We start from the raw sequence: 15,140 nt of genomic DNA, 5'->3' as shown, positions 1-15,140 counted from the left end.
AAGATTCCGGGCGTGTTCGCCGCCGGCGACATCCGGGACAAGTTCCTGCGCCAGATCGTGACGGCGACCGGCGACGGGTCGCTCGCGGCCCAGACGGCCCAGCAGTACGTGGAAGAACTGAAAAACGCAGTCGAAGCTTAGGCGCTCCGGCTGAAACGACGACGCACAGGCGCAGAAAATCATTTCTGCGCCGTTTTTTTGGTACAGAGAGCAAAAAACATAGGATACTTTCTTTTGTAAATTGTCTGAACCATCGAAGGATAGTATACTGGAAAAAGGTATATGTGAGGTGGTACACATGCAGCGGGTAACAAATTGTTTTTTACAGCAGAACGATCAACTGCTTATGCTCAAAAAACCAAGCTACGATTGGTGGAATGCCCCCGGCGGAAAAATGGAGCCGGGGGAGTCAGTATATGATTCAGTCCGGCGGGAGTTCCGGGAAGAAACGGGCCTTTCGCTTGAACGTCCGCATCTGCGGGGTATTTTTACATTTATCACGATGGAGGACGGGGTTACGGCAAATGAGTGGATGATGTTTACATTTGAAGCTTTTGGTGCAGGAGGCAGGCTGCTTAATGAGTCTCCGGAAGGTATCCTTGAGTGGAAGAAAAAGGAGGAAGTGTCGTCCCTGCCCATGGCCGAAGGCGATAAAGCCATTGTCGAGCATATTTTGAATAACAAAGGAACGGTGTATGGTACGTTCCGCTATACGAAAGATCGCCGGCTTCTGGACCGCCGGTTTGAGCAGTCAACGCCATACTATATGTAAAAGAGGGATGCAGATTATGGAACAAGAGCGGAAATCGATTCAGGTTGAAATCATTACAGGGATGTCGGGGGCCGGAAAGACGGTGGCCATCCAGTGCTTTGAGGATCTGGGCTATTACTGTGTAGACAATCTGCCTCCTTCACTAATCCCGACATTTATCGATTTAATTGAAACGACTGAAAACAAGACCGATAAAGTAGCTTTCGTAGTGGATCTTCGGACGAGGGAGTTTTTTGACCATCTGTTTGCTTCCATAGATCAGCTTGACCAGCGCAAGGACCTGTCGACACATATTCTATTTTTGGATGCAGGAGATCAGGTGCTTGTCAGCCGGTATAAAGAAACACGGCGCTCGCATCCGCTTGCAAGTGAGGATACGCCGCTTGAAGGCATTCAGCTCGAGCGGGAGATGCTGCAGGAACTCAAAGGCCGGGCGCGCCATATTATTGATACGAGCAGCCTGAAACCAAGAGAGTTGAGAGAGCGTATATTAACTGATTACGCCGAGAAAAACCAGTCGGTTTTTAATGTGAATGTTATGTCCTTCGGATTTAAATATGGAATGCCGATCGATGCGGATCTGGTTTTTGACGTTCGTTTTCTGCCCAACCCTCACTACGTGGAACATCTGGAGCCCAAAACCGGCCTCGAAGAAGAAGTGTCTTCGTACGTGTTAAAATGGACGGATACAAAGGAATTTATAAATAAACTGGTGGATATGCTTGAATTTATGCTTCCGCTGTATAAGCAGGAAGGCAAGTCCCAGCTTGTGGTTGCGATTGGATGTACAGGAGGCAAGCATCGCTCCGTGACGCTTGCTGAATATATTGCTTCTTACTTTTCAGGGAAATATGAGACGAATGCCAATCACCGGGACATTGAGGAAGGAAGGAAAAAATAGACGTGGAGGACCAGAAGGTTGTAGTGATGGGCGGTGGCACAGGTATAGGCGTCCTGCTCCGGGGACTGAAGCAGTTCCCGGCAGATATTACGGCGATTGTGACTGTCGCAGACGACGGAGGAAGCTCCGGGCGCTTACGGAAAGAGTTTAATATTCCCCCGCCCGGGGACGTAAGAAACGTACTGGTGGCGCTTGCGGAAGTCGAGCCCTTAATTGAAGAATTGTTCCAGCACCGCTTCACGAGCGGGGAGGGGCTGACCGGTCATTCCCTGGGGAATTTACTGGTAGCAGGAATGACCTCCATTACCGGAGATTTTGCCAAAGGAATCACAGAGCTTAGTACTGTGTTAAACGTACGCGGAAAGGTCCTTCCCGCCTCTAATCGGAGTATCGAGCTGTTTGCAAAAATGAAGGACGGCTCCACGGTCTACGGGGAGTCCCTGATCCCAAAAGCCGGTAAGCAGATTGAGCAGGTGTTTATCCACCCGCCGGATGCGGAGGCGCTCCCGGAAACCGTGCGTGCTATTGAACAGGCAGACGTCATTGTCATTGGTCCCGGGAGCCTGTTTACAAGCATCATGCCGAATTTAATCGTGCCCGGTATCCGGGATGCCATTAATCGGTCCGGGGCACGCAAAGTATATATTTGCAATGTAATGACGCAGCCGGGGGAAACGGACGGCTTTTCGGCATCCGATCATCTCCATGCTATTGAAAAGCATACTGGGGGCGCTTTTGTGGATACTGTGCTGGTGCATAACGGAGAAATACCGGCTCCGGTGCTTGCAAACTACGAAAAACAGCAGGCATTTCCCGTGAAATGTGATTATGAAAGATTGGAACAGATTGGGTGCCGGGTAGTAACAGATACATTTATGCACTATGACGGCCTTGTTCTTCGTCATAATGCCAAAAAAGTATCTGAAGCCCTGCTTGCCCGTGATTGACAGAAAGGCGGTGAAGATGGATGTCTTCATTTGCGGCTATAACAAAAAAAGAATTAACCCAGATTGAAGTGGAAGATACGAGCGCCAAAGCGGAACTGGCAGCATTAATCAGAATGAACGGTTCAATTTCATTTGGCAACGGCCAGCTGATTTTGGACGTTTCCACTGAAAATGCCGCCATCGCACGACGGATCTATTCGTTAATCAAGCGCATCTACAAGGATATGGTGATTGAACTGCTTGTGCGGAAAAAGATGCGTTTAAAAAAGAATAATGTCTACGTAGTCCGGATGGCCGAAGAAACGAAAGAGATGCTGAGCGACCTTGCCATTATGGAAAACGGCTACCAGTTTAACCGGTCGATCGCGAGAGACGTGATTCCAGACACGGACAGCCGCCGGGCGTATTTGCGCGGAGCTTTTTTAGCCGGCGGCTCGGTCAATCATCCGGAAACTTCTTCGTATCATCTTGAAATTTATTCGATGTATGAAGAGCATAACCGGGCACTCCGGGAGCTGATGGAAACGTTCGGGCTCACATCGAAAAGCCTTGAACGGAAAAAGGGCTACATTCTTTATATTAAAGAAAGCGAAAAGATTACCGAGTTTTTAAATATTATCGGTGCGCACCAGGCGCTGCTTTATTTTGAAGACGTACGGATTATGAAAGACATGAGGAATTCGGTGAACCGCCTGGTGAACTGTGAAACAGCGAACTTAAACAAAACCGTGGGAGCCGCATTAAGGCAGGTGGAAAACATTCAGCTTGTCCAGGCAGAAGTCGGACTCGAAAACCTTCCTGAAAAAATCAGGGAAATGGCAATCCTGCGTGTCCAGCACCAGGACGTCACGCTGAAGGAGCTCGGGGAAATGGTGCCGAGCGGAAAGGTGAGTAAATCCGGTGTGAACCACCGTCTCCGCAAAATTGATCAGATCGCCGAGCGTATTCAAGCCGGAAAGCCGCCGATTCCAGAAAAAATATAATCGCTAAAGGCAGGCGCCTGCGGCAGCAGAGGCTTCTTCTGCTCCTGCAGGCGCTGTATTACAGCAGTCATTAAAGCGCTTGCTTGAAAAACGTTCTAAATTGAATTACGTTATGTGTATATGAAAAGCGGGTACCGGTTGAAGACAGACAGAGAAAGGAAGATAGTAACTATGGTCGAAAAAACAGTGGAAGTAAATTTGCGTACAGGGCTTCAGGCCCGGCCGGCAGCGTTATTCGTCCAGGAGGCGAACCGGTTTCATTCCAATATTTTTCTTGAAAAGGATAATAAAAAAGTGAATGCCAAGAGTATTATGGGTGTTATGAGCCTTGCGGTGCGCACCGGAGCCTCGGTAAAGCTTTTAGCCGAAGGGGCGGATGAAGAGGAAGCGGCCGAATCATTGACGGAATTCATGAAAAAAGAAATGTGAACATAAAAAATCAGGACGGCGCGATGCCATCCTGATTTTTTGTGTCTTACTGACCCATAACCTGGTCTACAAGACCGTATTCTTTTGCCTGTTCCGCACTCATGAAATTATCACGGTCCGTGTCGCGCTCGATGACTTCAAGCGGCTGTCCGCTGCGGTCTGCAAGAATCTGGTTGAGTTTTTCCCGCATTTTGATGATGCGGCGGGCGTGAATTTCAATGTCCGCAGCCTGTCCCTGGGTGCCGCCGAGTGGCTGGTGAATCATTACTTCACTGTTTGGAAGAGCATAACGTTTGCCTTCCTGGCCAGCTGTGAGAAGAAAAGCACCCATCGATGCTGCCATTCCGACGCAGATCGTAGAAACCTGCGGTTTAATATGCTGCATTGTGTCATAAATAGCCATGCCGGCTGTAATAGAGCCGCCCGGACTGTTGATATAAAGAGAAATATCCTTCTCCGGATCGTCGGCTTCAAGGAAAAGAAGCTGTGCTACGATCGAATTGGCCACATTGTCATCAATGCCTGAACCAAGCATAATGATGCGGTCCTTCAACAAACGCGAATAAATGTCATATGCGCGTTCGCCACGGTTGGTTTGTTCAATAACTGTTGGTATCAAGTTCATGAAAAGCGTCCTCCTTTAATGAAATGTATGACTACATTCATGGTAGTTGTGTGGAAAATATTTTTCCTTCCGCGTTGCTGTTATTATCATAACTCTTTGGTCAATTAAGGTCAAATAAAAAGTCTGACCCTATCCCACATAGCTACACGTCAACTTCCATTCCCTTTATTTTCACAAACATAAACGTTACGTGCAAATGTTTCACTTCCATATAAATTTTAATTTAGATGAAAAATGATCTGACAAACAAATAGAAGGGGCAAATCTATTTTTATATAATGACAGCAGGAGAACAAGAAAAAGGGATCGATTCATGAAAGAAAAATATGATATGATGTAAGAAAGCGTTTTCAAAAAAGGAGGTGGAGATAATGGGATTGGGGCTTGAATTGCAGCAGAAGCAGGAAATGAGTTTGGTGATGACGCAGGAGTTAAAGCAGGCAATTGCCCTGTTGAAGCTGTCTTCCCAGGAATTATCCGATTATCTGCAGGAAGAAGCGATGGAAAACCCTTTAATGGATTTAACCCTCCCTTCTATTACGGACGGAGCGTCACTTTCTGCCTCCCGGTCCGCTGATCCGGTCCACAATTCAGCGTCCATGGGTGAACAGCTGGACTGGCGTGAACCGTCGGAGGAAACTCTCGAAGAGGCGCTTAGGGAGCAGATTGTATGCGGAGCTTATAAAGAAACTGCCCGGGAAATACTTTTATTTTTAGCTGGAAGCGTTGACGAGCGCGGATACTTAGAAGACATCGAATGGGAGATGGAACGGAAATTCGGGCTGGACAGAGAAGAAAGCGAGCAGTATATTTCGATGCTTCAACAGCTCGAACCGGCAGGGATCGGGGCCAGGGATTTAAAGGAATGTCTTCTTCTGCAGCTCGAACGCTGCCTGGATACAGATCCATATATTGACCAGGTCGTAGCTGAAGATCTCGAAGCGCTGGGGTCGAAAAAATGGCGCTACCTGCAGCAGAAGTATCAGCTCACTAAAGAGCAGCTGCAGGAAATCTATACCTGCCTCCAGAAGCTTTCCCCGCATCCGGGAGATTCCTACCGGCAGGAGAAAACAGTTTCTGTATCGCCGGATGTCCGCGTGGAGGAAATCGACGGAGAATGGGTGGTCACGATTTTGAATGACCGGCTTCCCGAGCTGCAGATGAATGAAAAATACTGGCGTCTTTTGCAGCAGGATACCGATGAAGAAGCCAGGCAGTATGCTATGGAAAAATATAAGCAGTTTCTTTGGATTGTTAAAAGCGTCGAACAGCGCCAGCAGACGCTGCAAAAAGTATCGGAAGTGATCGTCGAAGCGCAGAGCGAATATCTAAAACACGGCGAAGAAAAGCTTCGTCCCCTGACGCTCCGGGAGGTAGCTGAACAGGCGGATGTGCACGAATCCACTGTTTCAAGAACGACGAGCCGGAAGTATATGCAGACGCCTCACGGTCTCGTCGAACTGAAGCATTTCTTCTCCTCGAAAATTACCCGGACGGATGAAGATGCTTCAAGCACCGGAGTGAAAGCTATGATGAAAAAACTGATTAAAGAAGAAAATAAAGAGAAGCCTCTCTCGGATCAAAAGCTTGCTGATCTGCTTCAGCAGGAGCAGCAGTGTACGATTTCAAGGCGGGCGGTGGCAAAATACAGAACAGAGCTCCGGATCCCGTCCTCCTCCCAGCGGAAACAGCCGGTGTAGCCCAAATCCTCCTTGTAGCAAAAGGAGGATTTTTTATGCATGAAATAAGCGAAAACCGGGTATTAGTAAAACATAGTCAGCATGAAAATTGCAGTGAACATTTGCGTTGATTTTCCAAATATAGATTGCTACAATGAAATTGTGAACAAAGCGTTCATTTTTTTATAAAATGAGCGGGACAAAAAATGTCTCTGCGGGACTTTAATTGTCCCGGACAGAGCAGTGAAGATCAATGATGAGGAGTGGCTTGAAATAAGCTGCTGCCGCAGGTTCGGTGGTGTAGCAATATGTTACGTGACGTATTGGAGATGCAGCGGAAACTGCAGCCTGATGTGCTCGAAACATTAGGGAAAAGGTACCGCATTTTGCAATACATCCGCCTGATGCAGCCGATTGGAAGAAGAACCCTTGCCACTCAGCTATCCACCTCAGAGCGGGTTCTGCGCAGTGAAACAGATTTTTTGAAGCAGCAGGGACTTATCCTGATTCAAAGCGCAGGGATGCTTTTAACTGAAGAAGGAAACAAACTGCTTGAAGGGCTCGAGCAAACAGTCAAATATGCTTTCGGCCTCGAGGATCTGGAGCGGAAGCTGGCGGGTTATTTATCCGTCCCGAAGGTTATCGTCGTCTCAGGAGACAGCGATGAGCTTCCGGTAGTGAAAAAAGAACTCGGTCGTGCAACGGTACAGCAGATGAAGAACCGTGTCAGCCCAGGGGACGTGATTGCGGTAGCGGGGGGCACGACGCTCGCTTCAGCAGCTGATATGATGGTGCCTGACGCAAAATGGAGCAATACCATCTTTGTACCTGCCCGCGGTGGCCTTGGTGAAAAGGTGGAGATCCAGGCCAACACCATCAGCTCTGCGATGGCAATGAAAGCCCAGGCCTCGTACCGGCTGCTTCATGTGCCCGACCAGCTGAGCGAGGATACAAGGCGATCGCTCATGCAGGAGCCCGGCGTCCAGGAAGTGCTTGATCTGTTAAAATCAGCATCGCTTGTCGTTCACGGCATAGGCGAAGCAAAAACGATGGCCGGGCGGCGGACTACGGGCGCTTCCCTGCGCAGCAGGCTCGAGGAAGAATCGGCTGTGGCAGAGTCGTTTGGCTATTATGTTAATCAGGACGGAAAAGTGGTGCACCGGGAAAATACGGTGGGCCTTCAGTGGGACGAACTCCGGTCAGATCAGACAGTGATCACAGTAGCCGGGGGTTCAAGCAAGGCAAAGGCGATTGACGCTTATATGCGCTACCGCCCGAGCAGCATTTTGATCACCGATGAGGGTGCAGCCAAAGCTATTCTGAATCAAAGCGATGCACCGGAGGCAACTGAGTAACAGGCAGAACACCTGCCGCATTATGCTGCAGTAGCTTTCACAATTATTTATATTCCAAGGAGGAAAAATTATTATGGCAACAAAAATTGGTATTAACGGTTTTGGACGTATTGGACGTAACGTTTATCGTGCAGCTTTAAACAACCCGGATGTTGAAGTAGTAGCAGTAAACGACCTGACAGACACTGATACACTTGCGCATCTTTTGAAATATGACACAGTTCACGGCACGCTTGACGCAGAAATTCAGGCAAGCGGCGACAACCTTACAATCAACGGCCACAAGCTGACCGTTTTCTCTGAAAAAGATCCAGCGAAAATCGACTGGAAAGGCGTAGACGCTGAAATCGTTGTTGAATCTACAGGTATTTTCACAGAACGTGATAAAGCAGCGGCTCACCTGGAAGGCGGCGCTAAGCACGTTATCATCTCCGCTCCAGCTAAAGGCGCAGATGCTTCCTTCGTTGTAGGCGTTAACGAAGGTGACTTTAAGCCGGATGAGCACAAAGTCGTTTCCAACGCATCCTGCACAACCAACTGCCTGGCTCCAGTAGCTAAAGTGCTGGACGAAAAATTCGGCATCAAACGCGGCCTGATGAACACCGTCCACTCCTACACGAGTGACCAGCAGATCCAGGACGGCCCGCACAAGGACCTCCGCCGTGCACGCGCTGGTGCTGAAAACATCATCCCGACAACTACAGGAGCTGCCCAGGCAGTAGCGCTTGTGCTTCCGCAGCTCGACGGTAAGCTTACTGGCGGTGCGATGCGTGTTCCTACTCCAAACGTTTCCCTCGTGGACTTCGTGGCAGAGCTTGATAAAAATGTAACAGTAGATGATGTAAACAACGCATTGAAAGAAGCTTCTGAAACTGACGAACTCAAAGGCATTCTTGGCTACAGCGAAGAGCCGCTCGTATCGAAGGATTACAACGGAAGCGCCTATTCTTCCACAGTAGACGCCCTTTCGACACTCGTTATGCAGGACAACATGGTTAAAGTAATCGCTTGGTACGACAACGAATTCGGTTATTCCAGCCGCGTTGTGGACCTCGCAGCAAGCTTTGGCAAAAAACTGTAAATCATTTTTAATGCTTGGGAAAGGGAGGAGAATATTATTTCTTCCTCCCTTTTTTGAGTCTGAATGGGCCTGTACCCGGCCCGTCAAAAATCCGGTATTTCCGTTCCGCCGCCGCGTTATTAAAAATAGACGTTCCAGTTTTTTATGCGGCGGGTAAAGAACGGAAGTGCAGATTTTTGTTATGATAGATGAGGAAGATAATTTAAGGGAGGTTTGGCAATGGCGTTAAATAAGAAAACCATCCGCGATTTAGATCTGAAAGGTAAAACTGTTTTCTGCCGCGTTGATTTCAACGTACCAATGAAAGGCGAAAGCATTACGGATGACGCACGGATTCGTGCAGCTGTACCAACAATTCAATACTTATCCGAACAGGGAGCGCGCGTCATTCTCGGCAGCCACCTTGGACGCCCGAAAGGGGAAGCAGTAGAAGAACTTCGTCTCGGTCCGGCTGCAGCCCGTTTAGGTGAAATTATGAATGTCGACGTGAAAAAGGTCGACGAAGTATACGGCGAAGAAGCTAAGCAGGCCGCGGCATCCCTCCAGGACGGAGAAATCATGCTTCTTGAAAACCTGCGCTTTGAAGCAGGCGAAGAGAAAAATGATGAAACCCTTGCAAAAAACATAGCATCCCTTGCAGACATTTACGTAAACGATGCATTCGGGGCAGCGCACCGGGCTCACGCGTCCACCGAAGGAGTGGCGCATCACCTTCCTTCTGCAGCCGGCCTGCTGATGGAAAAAGAACTCGATGTGCTCGGCCAGGCGCTTGAGGACCCGGACCGTCCGTTCACGGCAATTGTCGGAGGAGCAAAAGTGAAAGATAAAATCGGCGTTATCGATAATCTTCTCGATATCGTGGACAACCTCATTATCGGCGGCGGACTTGCTTACACGTTTGTTAAAGCGCAGGGCTATGAAATCGGCCAGTCCATGCTTGAAGAAGACAAGCTTGATATGGCTAGAGAATTCATGCAGAAGGCTAAAGACAAAGGCGTAAACTTTTATATGCCAAAAGATGTTATTGTTTCCGATGACTTCAGCGATGATGCAAACACGCAGACAGTAAAAATCGACAGCATTCCATCCGATTGGGAAGCTTTGGATATCGGGCCGGAAACGAGAAAAGAATACGCGAACGTCATTAAAGATTCGAAGCTTGTTATCTGGAACGGACCGGTCGGCGTGTTTGAATTCGCTACGTTTGAAAAAGGCACGCGCGCTATTGCTGAGGCAATGGCTGAAGCTCCAGGCACGTACACAGTTATTGGCGGCGGAGACTCTGCAGCAGCAGTGGAAAAATTCGGCCTTGCAGACAAAATGAGCCATATGTCCACTGGCGGCGGGGCATCGCTTGAATTTATCGAAGGAAAAGTGCTGCCGGGTGTGGCAGCGCTGGATGACAAATAAGCAGCCTTGAAAGTATATTTACTATAATCTCAGTGGGGTGAAACAATGAGAAAACCAATCATAGCAGGCAACTGGAAGATGAATAAGCTTCACGGCGAAGCGGTAGCCTTCATCGAAGAAGTAGCAGGCAAAGTGCCGAATACAGAAGACGTGGAAACAGTAGTATGTGCGCCAGCTCTATTTCTGAAGGACATGAATGATGCGGCAGCATCGAGTGATGTGAAAATTGGCGCCCAGAACATGCACCAGGAAGACAGCGGCGCATTCACCGGAGAAATAAGCCCGGCAGCGCTCGCGGACCTAAATATTCCTTACGTTATTATCGGCCACTCCGAGCGGCGTGAAATGTTCAATGAAACTAATGAATCAGTCAATCAAAAAGTGAAAGCAGCCCTGAACCACGGATTAACACCGATCATGTGCTGCGGCGAATCCCTTGAACAGAAAGAAAACGGCTCTACAGAAGCAGTTGTGCGCGAGCAGATTGAAAAAGGCTTTGCCGGACTGAGTGCCGGAGACGCTGCAAAAGTGGTTGTCGCTTACGAGCCGATCTGGGCTATTGGTACAGGAAAATCCTCCACCGCAGAGGATGCGGATGAAACATGCGGTTCGGTAAGAAAAGCACTTGCCGATCAGTACGATCAGGACACGGCAGACAAAGTACGTATTCAATACGGCGGCAGTGTAAAACCGGAAAACATTGAAACGTACATGGCGAAAGAGCACATCGACGGTGCACTTGTCGGCGGTGCCAGCCTGAAGCCGGATGCCTTCCTGGAGCTTGCAGAGGCGGGAAAAAAATGAGCACCAAGCCAGTAGCACTTATTATCCTGGACGGGTATGCCTGCCGGGAAGAAACCAAAGGGAATGCGGTAGCGAAGGCAAGCACGCCAAACTTTGACCGCTATTGGAACCAGTATCCGCATGAAACGCTGACGGCTTTCGGTGAAGCAGTCGGCCTGCCTGAAGGACAGATGGGCAACTCGGAAGTCGGCCATATGAATATCGGGGCCGGCCGGGTCGTATATCAAAGCCTTTCTTTAATCAATAAGGGCATCAAAGAGGGGACGTTTAAAAACAACCAGGCGTTCGCTCATGCCGTAGATCACGTGAAAGAAAATGACAGCGCCCTTCATTTATTCGGTCTGCTGTCTGACGGCGGAGTCCACAGCCATATCGACCACTTAAAAGCGCTGCTCGACATGGCGAATGAAAAAGAAATCGAGCGCGTGTATGTCCATGCCTTTTTGGATGGCCGTGACGTGGGTCAGCGTTCTGCTAAACAGTACGTATCCGAAGTGGAAGACTATATGAAAGAAATCGGTACCGGTGATATTGCAACGGTCCAGGGCCGTTACTACGCCATGGACCGTGATAACCGCTGGGAACGCGTGGATAAATCATACCGGGCGATTACGTACGGGGAAGGCCCTTCCTACGAAACAGCTGAAGAAGTGGTAGACGCTTCCTACGAAGAAGAAGTATGGGATGAATTTGTGCTTCCGTCGGTTATTACTAAAGAGGGTGAAGCGGTCGGTCAGCTGCAGGACAACGATGCAGTGATTTTCTTCAATTTCCGTCCGGACCGGGCTATCCAGCTTTCACAGGTATTTACGCAGGATGGTTTCAACGGTTTGGACCGAGGAGACAAATTTCCATCCAACCTGAAATTTGTCAGCATGACGCAGTACAGTGACTCGGTGAACGCTGAAATCGCCTATCCCCCGCAGGACTTGGTTAATACAATGGGAGAAATCGTTTCAGATGCCGGACTGCACCAGCTTCGAATTGCAGAAACGGAAAAATACCCGCACGTAACCTTTTTCTTCAGCGGCGGACGCGAGGAAGAATTTAAGGGTGAAACACGGGTGCTGATCGATTCGCCGAAGGTAGCCACGTACGATCTGCAGCCGGAAATGAGTGTATATGAAGTAACCGAGGCGCTTGAAAGCGAGATTCAGTCCGAAAAGCATGATTTCATCGTGCTGAACTTTGCGAATCCGGATATGGTAGGGCACTCCGGTGACCTTGATGCCACGGTTAAAGCAATTGAAGCAGTGGATGAATGTCTCGGACGGGTGGTGGATTTGCTGCACGATAAAGGCGGACGCGCCATCATCACGGCAGACCACGGAAACTCCGATGAAGTAACAACACCGGATGATAAACCGATGACAGCTCATACGACCAACCCGGTACCAGTCATTGTCACAGGTGATGAAAATGCGAAGCTCCGCAAAGGCGGCGTGCTCGCTGACCTGTGTCCAACAGCCGTAGAGCTGCTGCAAATAGAAAAACCAAAAGAGATGACGGGTCAGTCCCTCATTCAATAACCATTCAGAGGAGTGAATCACCAATGAGTTTAATTGCAGATATTTACGCACGCGAAGTACTCGATTCCCGCGGGAATCCAACGGTAGAAGTAGAAGTATTTACAGAAACAGGCGCTTTCGGACGCGCTCTCGTGCCAAGCGGCGCTTCCACCGGTGAATACGAAGCGGTAGAGCTTCGTGACGGCGGCGACCGCTTCATGGGCAAAGGTGTCACTAAAGCAGTCGACAACGTGAACGAAACTATCGCAGAAGAAATCATCGGATTTGATGTCACAGATCAAACAGGCATCGACCAGGCGATGATCGAACTCGACGGCACAGACAACAAAGGCAGCTTCGGTGCCAATGCCATTCTCGGTGTTTCAATGGCAGTAGCGCGCGCAGCAGCTGATGAACTCGGCGTTACGCTGTATGAATACCTCGGCGGCTTTAATGCGAAAACTCTGCCGGTTCCAATGATGAACATCCTGAACGGCGGCGAGCACGCAGATAACAACGTCGACTTCCAGGAGTTCATGGTTATGCCGGTCGGCGCCAGCAACTTCCTTGAAGCTGTACGTATGGGCGCAGAAATCTTCCACAACCTGAAAAAGGTACTTGGAAGCAAAGGCTATAACACTGGTGTCGGCGACGAAGGCGGCTTTGCCCCGAACCTCGGCTCAAATGAAGAAGCGCTTCAAACGATCATTGAGGCGATCGAAAAAGCAGGCTACAAGCCGGGTGAAGAAATTATGCTCGCCATGGACTCTGCTGCTTCCGAAATGTACGAAGACGGAAAATATCACCTTAAAGGTGAAGGTGTTGTGAAAACAGCAGACGAAATGATCGAATTTTACCAGGACATGGTGTCGAAATATCCAATCGTCTCCATTGAAGATGGTCTGGACGAAAACGACTGGGAAGGCTTCAAAAAGCTTACGGATGCTCTTGGCGACAAAGTCCAGCTCGTGGGCGATGACTTGTTTGTAACGAACACCAACAAGCTGAAAGAAGGCATTGAAAAAGGCATCGGCAACTCCATTCTGATCAAGGTGAACCAGATCGGTACACTTACTGAAACCTTTGATGCTATTGAAATGGCTAAGCGTGCCGGTTATACAGCCGTTATCTCCCACCGTTCCGGGGAAACAGAAGATACGACTATCGCGGACATCGCAGTAGCGACCAACGCGGGTCAGATTAAAACAGGTGCACCATCCCGGACAGATCGTGTAGCTAAATACAACCAGCTTCTCCGCATCAACGATGAACTGGCGGAAACCGCTGTTTATCTGGGCAAAGATGCTTTTTATAACCTGAACAAATAATTGCTTTTCGACCGCGGCCCGGCATATGGGCTGCGGTTTTTACAATTGAATAAAACACCGTTACCGTGGGCTTTGCGGCCTATGCTGCCGCACGTGCTTGCACTGCACGTTTTGGTGTGTTACATTAATACAAGCGTAATTGGAACGTGGAGGTGTACGGGTGATGATAACGGCGTTGTACGTTGCATTAATAGTCGTTGCGGTCATGCTTATTGCAATTATTTTATTGCAGTCGGGCCGAAGCAGCGGTTTGGCAGGAGCAATATCCGGCGGAGCCGAACAAATGGTTGGCAAACAGAAAGCGAGAGGCATCGAAGCCTTTCTGATTCAGTTTACAGTAGTTCTGGCTGTGTTGTTTTTTGTTCTTACCATACTCATCGCCTATTTTGTCTGACAGACAGTATAGGAAGCTATCTCAGCAGCGGACGGTTCCATCGTTCGCTGTTTTTTATGTTACCGGCTAATGTTTGCTTTTCCTGTATTTGGTGAATCAAACAAACAGGTGGAAGTTTAACGTTTAACGGACGGATAGAGATAAACCAAGGATAGGAGAGCAGGAGCATGAAGACAGCAGCTGAAAACCAGGCGATTGGATGTTTGTGTCTGCATGGATTTACAGGTTCTCCGTGGGAGGTCGAACCGATTGCCGCAGAGCTCCGCGCGTGTACAGACTGGAAAGTGGAAACGCCGGTGCTGCCAGGTCATGCTGACGGAAGCTTCAGCATTCAAAGCCGTGTTTCCTATGTCACATGGATTCACGCTGCTGACCGCGCAGCGAAAAAACTGGCGGCTGCATGCAGCACTCTGTACGTGATTGGATTTTCGATGGGAGGCCTGCTTGCCTGCTACGTGGCAGCCCGTTATAAGGTGGAACGGCTCGTGCTTATTGGTATGCCGATGGAATATATTAACCCCGGCCAGTTTTTGAAGGATACGCTGCTTGTAGCGGGCGGCCAGGTCAGAGGATCGCTGCATCCCTGGTACGGGGTAGCCGCAGAAAAATTAAAAACCCCCGGCTGGGCACTTCGGGAGTTCCAGCAGGCAGCGCACGTGCTGCGTCCGTTTGTTGGCAAAGTATCCTGTCCGGTATTTATTGGCCAGGGTGAAAAAGACGGCCTGGTGCCGGTCCGGAGCGCTGTGCGTATATACAAAACGGTAAAAAGTCCGGTGAAGCAGTTTGTACTTTACAAAAACGGCAAGCACTTTCTTTTTCACGGTCCGCACCGGCACGAAGCGGTGAACGATGTGCGGTTATTTCTAACTTCAGCACAAATAAATTCTGAAAACCTTATGCGAACGATCGATTAAAATAGAAAAG

At 49.1% G+C, this 15,140-nt stretch carries 15 protein-coding genes and 1 pseudogene; 15 read left to right on the top strand and 1 reads right to left on the bottom strand.

The annotated features are described in order from the left end of the window. From ACTRXG_RS14560 to ACTRXG_RS14535, 6 genes and pseudogenes are all read left to right on the top strand, one after another. Positions 1 to 141: pseudogene (locus tag ACTRXG_RS14560) on the top strand (thioredoxin-disulfide reductase); the annotation flags it as partial. A gap of 157 nt (positions 142 to 298) precedes the next feature. Continuing rightward, positions 299 to 772 carry an NUDIX hydrolase gene (locus ACTRXG_RS14555; protein ID WP_474285640.1) on the top strand — a complete coding sequence of 158 codons (474 nt, stop codon included), beginning with the start codon at positions 299 to 301 and terminating at the stop codon, positions 770 to 772. A 16-nt stretch (positions 773 to 788) separates the two neighbouring features. Further along, the gene (gene rapZ, locus ACTRXG_RS14550; RefSeq protein WP_474263049.1) at positions 789 to 1,673 is read left to right on the top strand and encodes an RNase adapter RapZ; all 885 of its coding nucleotides are present in this window, start codon (positions 789 to 791) and stop codon (positions 1,671 to 1,673) included. A gap of 2 nt (positions 1,674 to 1,675) precedes the next feature. Next, entirely contained in the window at positions 1,676 to 2,620 is a 945-nt protein-coding gene (locus ACTRXG_RS14545) for a gluconeogenesis factor YvcK family protein (protein WP_474285639.1), read from the top strand. 20 nt (positions 2,621 to 2,640) lie between these two features. Beyond that, positions 2,641 to 3,603, top strand: a complete 963-nt coding sequence (whiA, locus tag ACTRXG_RS14540) for a DNA-binding protein WhiA (RefSeq protein WP_322526381.1) — start codon at positions 2,641 to 2,643, stop codon at positions 3,601 to 3,603. A 171-nt stretch (positions 3,604 to 3,774) separates the two neighbouring features. Further along, positions 3,775 to 4,032 carry an HPr family phosphocarrier protein gene (locus tag ACTRXG_RS14535; protein ID WP_022793881.1) on the top strand — a complete coding sequence of 86 codons (258 nt, stop codon included), beginning with the start codon at positions 3,775 to 3,777 and terminating at the stop codon, positions 4,030 to 4,032. 46 nt (positions 4,033 to 4,078) lie between these two features. Here ACTRXG_RS14535 and clpP read toward each other — a convergent pair whose 3' ends face one another. Further along, entirely contained in the window at positions 4,079 to 4,657 is a 579-nt protein-coding gene (gene clpP / locus ACTRXG_RS14530; protein ID WP_022793882.1) for an ATP-dependent Clp endopeptidase proteolytic subunit ClpP, read from the bottom strand. Positions 4,658 to 5,028: 371 nt separating this feature from the next. On the opposite strand from clpP, the gene rpoN reads away from it, so the two are divergent. The 9 genes from rpoN to ACTRXG_RS14485 all read left to right on the top strand — a co-directional run bounded on the left by rpoN (position 5,029) and on the right by ACTRXG_RS14485 (position 15,130). Next, entirely contained in the window at positions 5,029 to 6,357 is a 1,329-nt protein-coding gene (rpoN, locus tag ACTRXG_RS14525) for an RNA polymerase factor sigma-54 (RefSeq protein ID WP_474285637.1), read from the top strand. Positions 6,358 to 6,644: 287 nt separating this feature from the next. Next, positions 6,645 to 7,691, top strand: coding sequence for a sugar-binding transcriptional regulator (locus tag ACTRXG_RS14520; RefSeq protein ID WP_474263043.1), 1,047 nt, complete (start codon positions 6,645 to 6,647; stop codon positions 7,689 to 7,691). A gap of 73 nt (positions 7,692 to 7,764) precedes the next feature. Continuing rightward, on the top strand, positions 7,765 to 8,772 hold the full coding sequence (gene gap / locus ACTRXG_RS14515) for a type I glyceraldehyde-3-phosphate dehydrogenase (protein ID WP_474285636.1): 1,008 nt from the start codon (positions 7,765 to 7,767) through the stop codon (positions 8,770 to 8,772). A 219-nt stretch (positions 8,773 to 8,991) separates the two neighbouring features. Beyond that, positions 8,992 to 10,182 carry a phosphoglycerate kinase gene (locus ACTRXG_RS14510; protein WP_474263039.1) on the top strand — a complete coding sequence of 397 codons (1,191 nt, stop codon included), beginning with the start codon at positions 8,992 to 8,994 and terminating at the stop codon, positions 10,180 to 10,182. Between the two features lie 45 nt (positions 10,183 to 10,227). Next, complete coding sequence (gene tpiA / locus ACTRXG_RS14505) at positions 10,228 to 10,986, top strand: triose-phosphate isomerase (RefSeq protein WP_474285635.1); 759 nt, start codon at positions 10,228 to 10,230, stop codon at positions 10,984 to 10,986. Then, complete coding sequence (gene gpmI / locus ACTRXG_RS14500) at positions 10,983 to 12,515, top strand: 2,3-bisphosphoglycerate-independent phosphoglycerate mutase (protein WP_474285634.1); 1,533 nt, start codon at positions 10,983 to 10,985, stop codon at positions 12,513 to 12,515. Before tpiA ends, gpmI begins: the two co-directional genes overlap by 4 nt. A 23-nt stretch (positions 12,516 to 12,538) precedes the next feature. Then, positions 12,539 to 13,822, top strand: a complete 1,284-nt coding sequence (gene eno / locus ACTRXG_RS14495) for a phosphopyruvate hydratase (RefSeq protein WP_079475504.1) — start codon at positions 12,539 to 12,541, stop codon at positions 13,820 to 13,822. 163 nt (positions 13,823 to 13,985) lie between these two features. Further along, positions 13,986 to 14,216, top strand: a complete 231-nt coding sequence (gene secG / locus ACTRXG_RS14490; protein ID WP_022793890.1) for a preprotein translocase subunit SecG — start codon at positions 13,986 to 13,988, stop codon at positions 14,214 to 14,216. A 167-nt stretch (positions 14,217 to 14,383) separates the two neighbouring features. Then, the gene (locus ACTRXG_RS14485) at positions 14,384 to 15,130 is read left to right on the top strand and encodes an alpha/beta hydrolase (RefSeq protein ID WP_474282806.1); all 747 of its coding nucleotides are present in this window, start codon (positions 14,384 to 14,386) and stop codon (positions 15,128 to 15,130) included. Positions 15,131 to 15,140: the final 10 nt, after the last annotated feature.

Source organism: Marinococcus sp. LNSP9103-4 (genome assembly GCF_056034345.1).
This window is presented reverse-complemented; position numbering and strand designations above follow the sequence as displayed.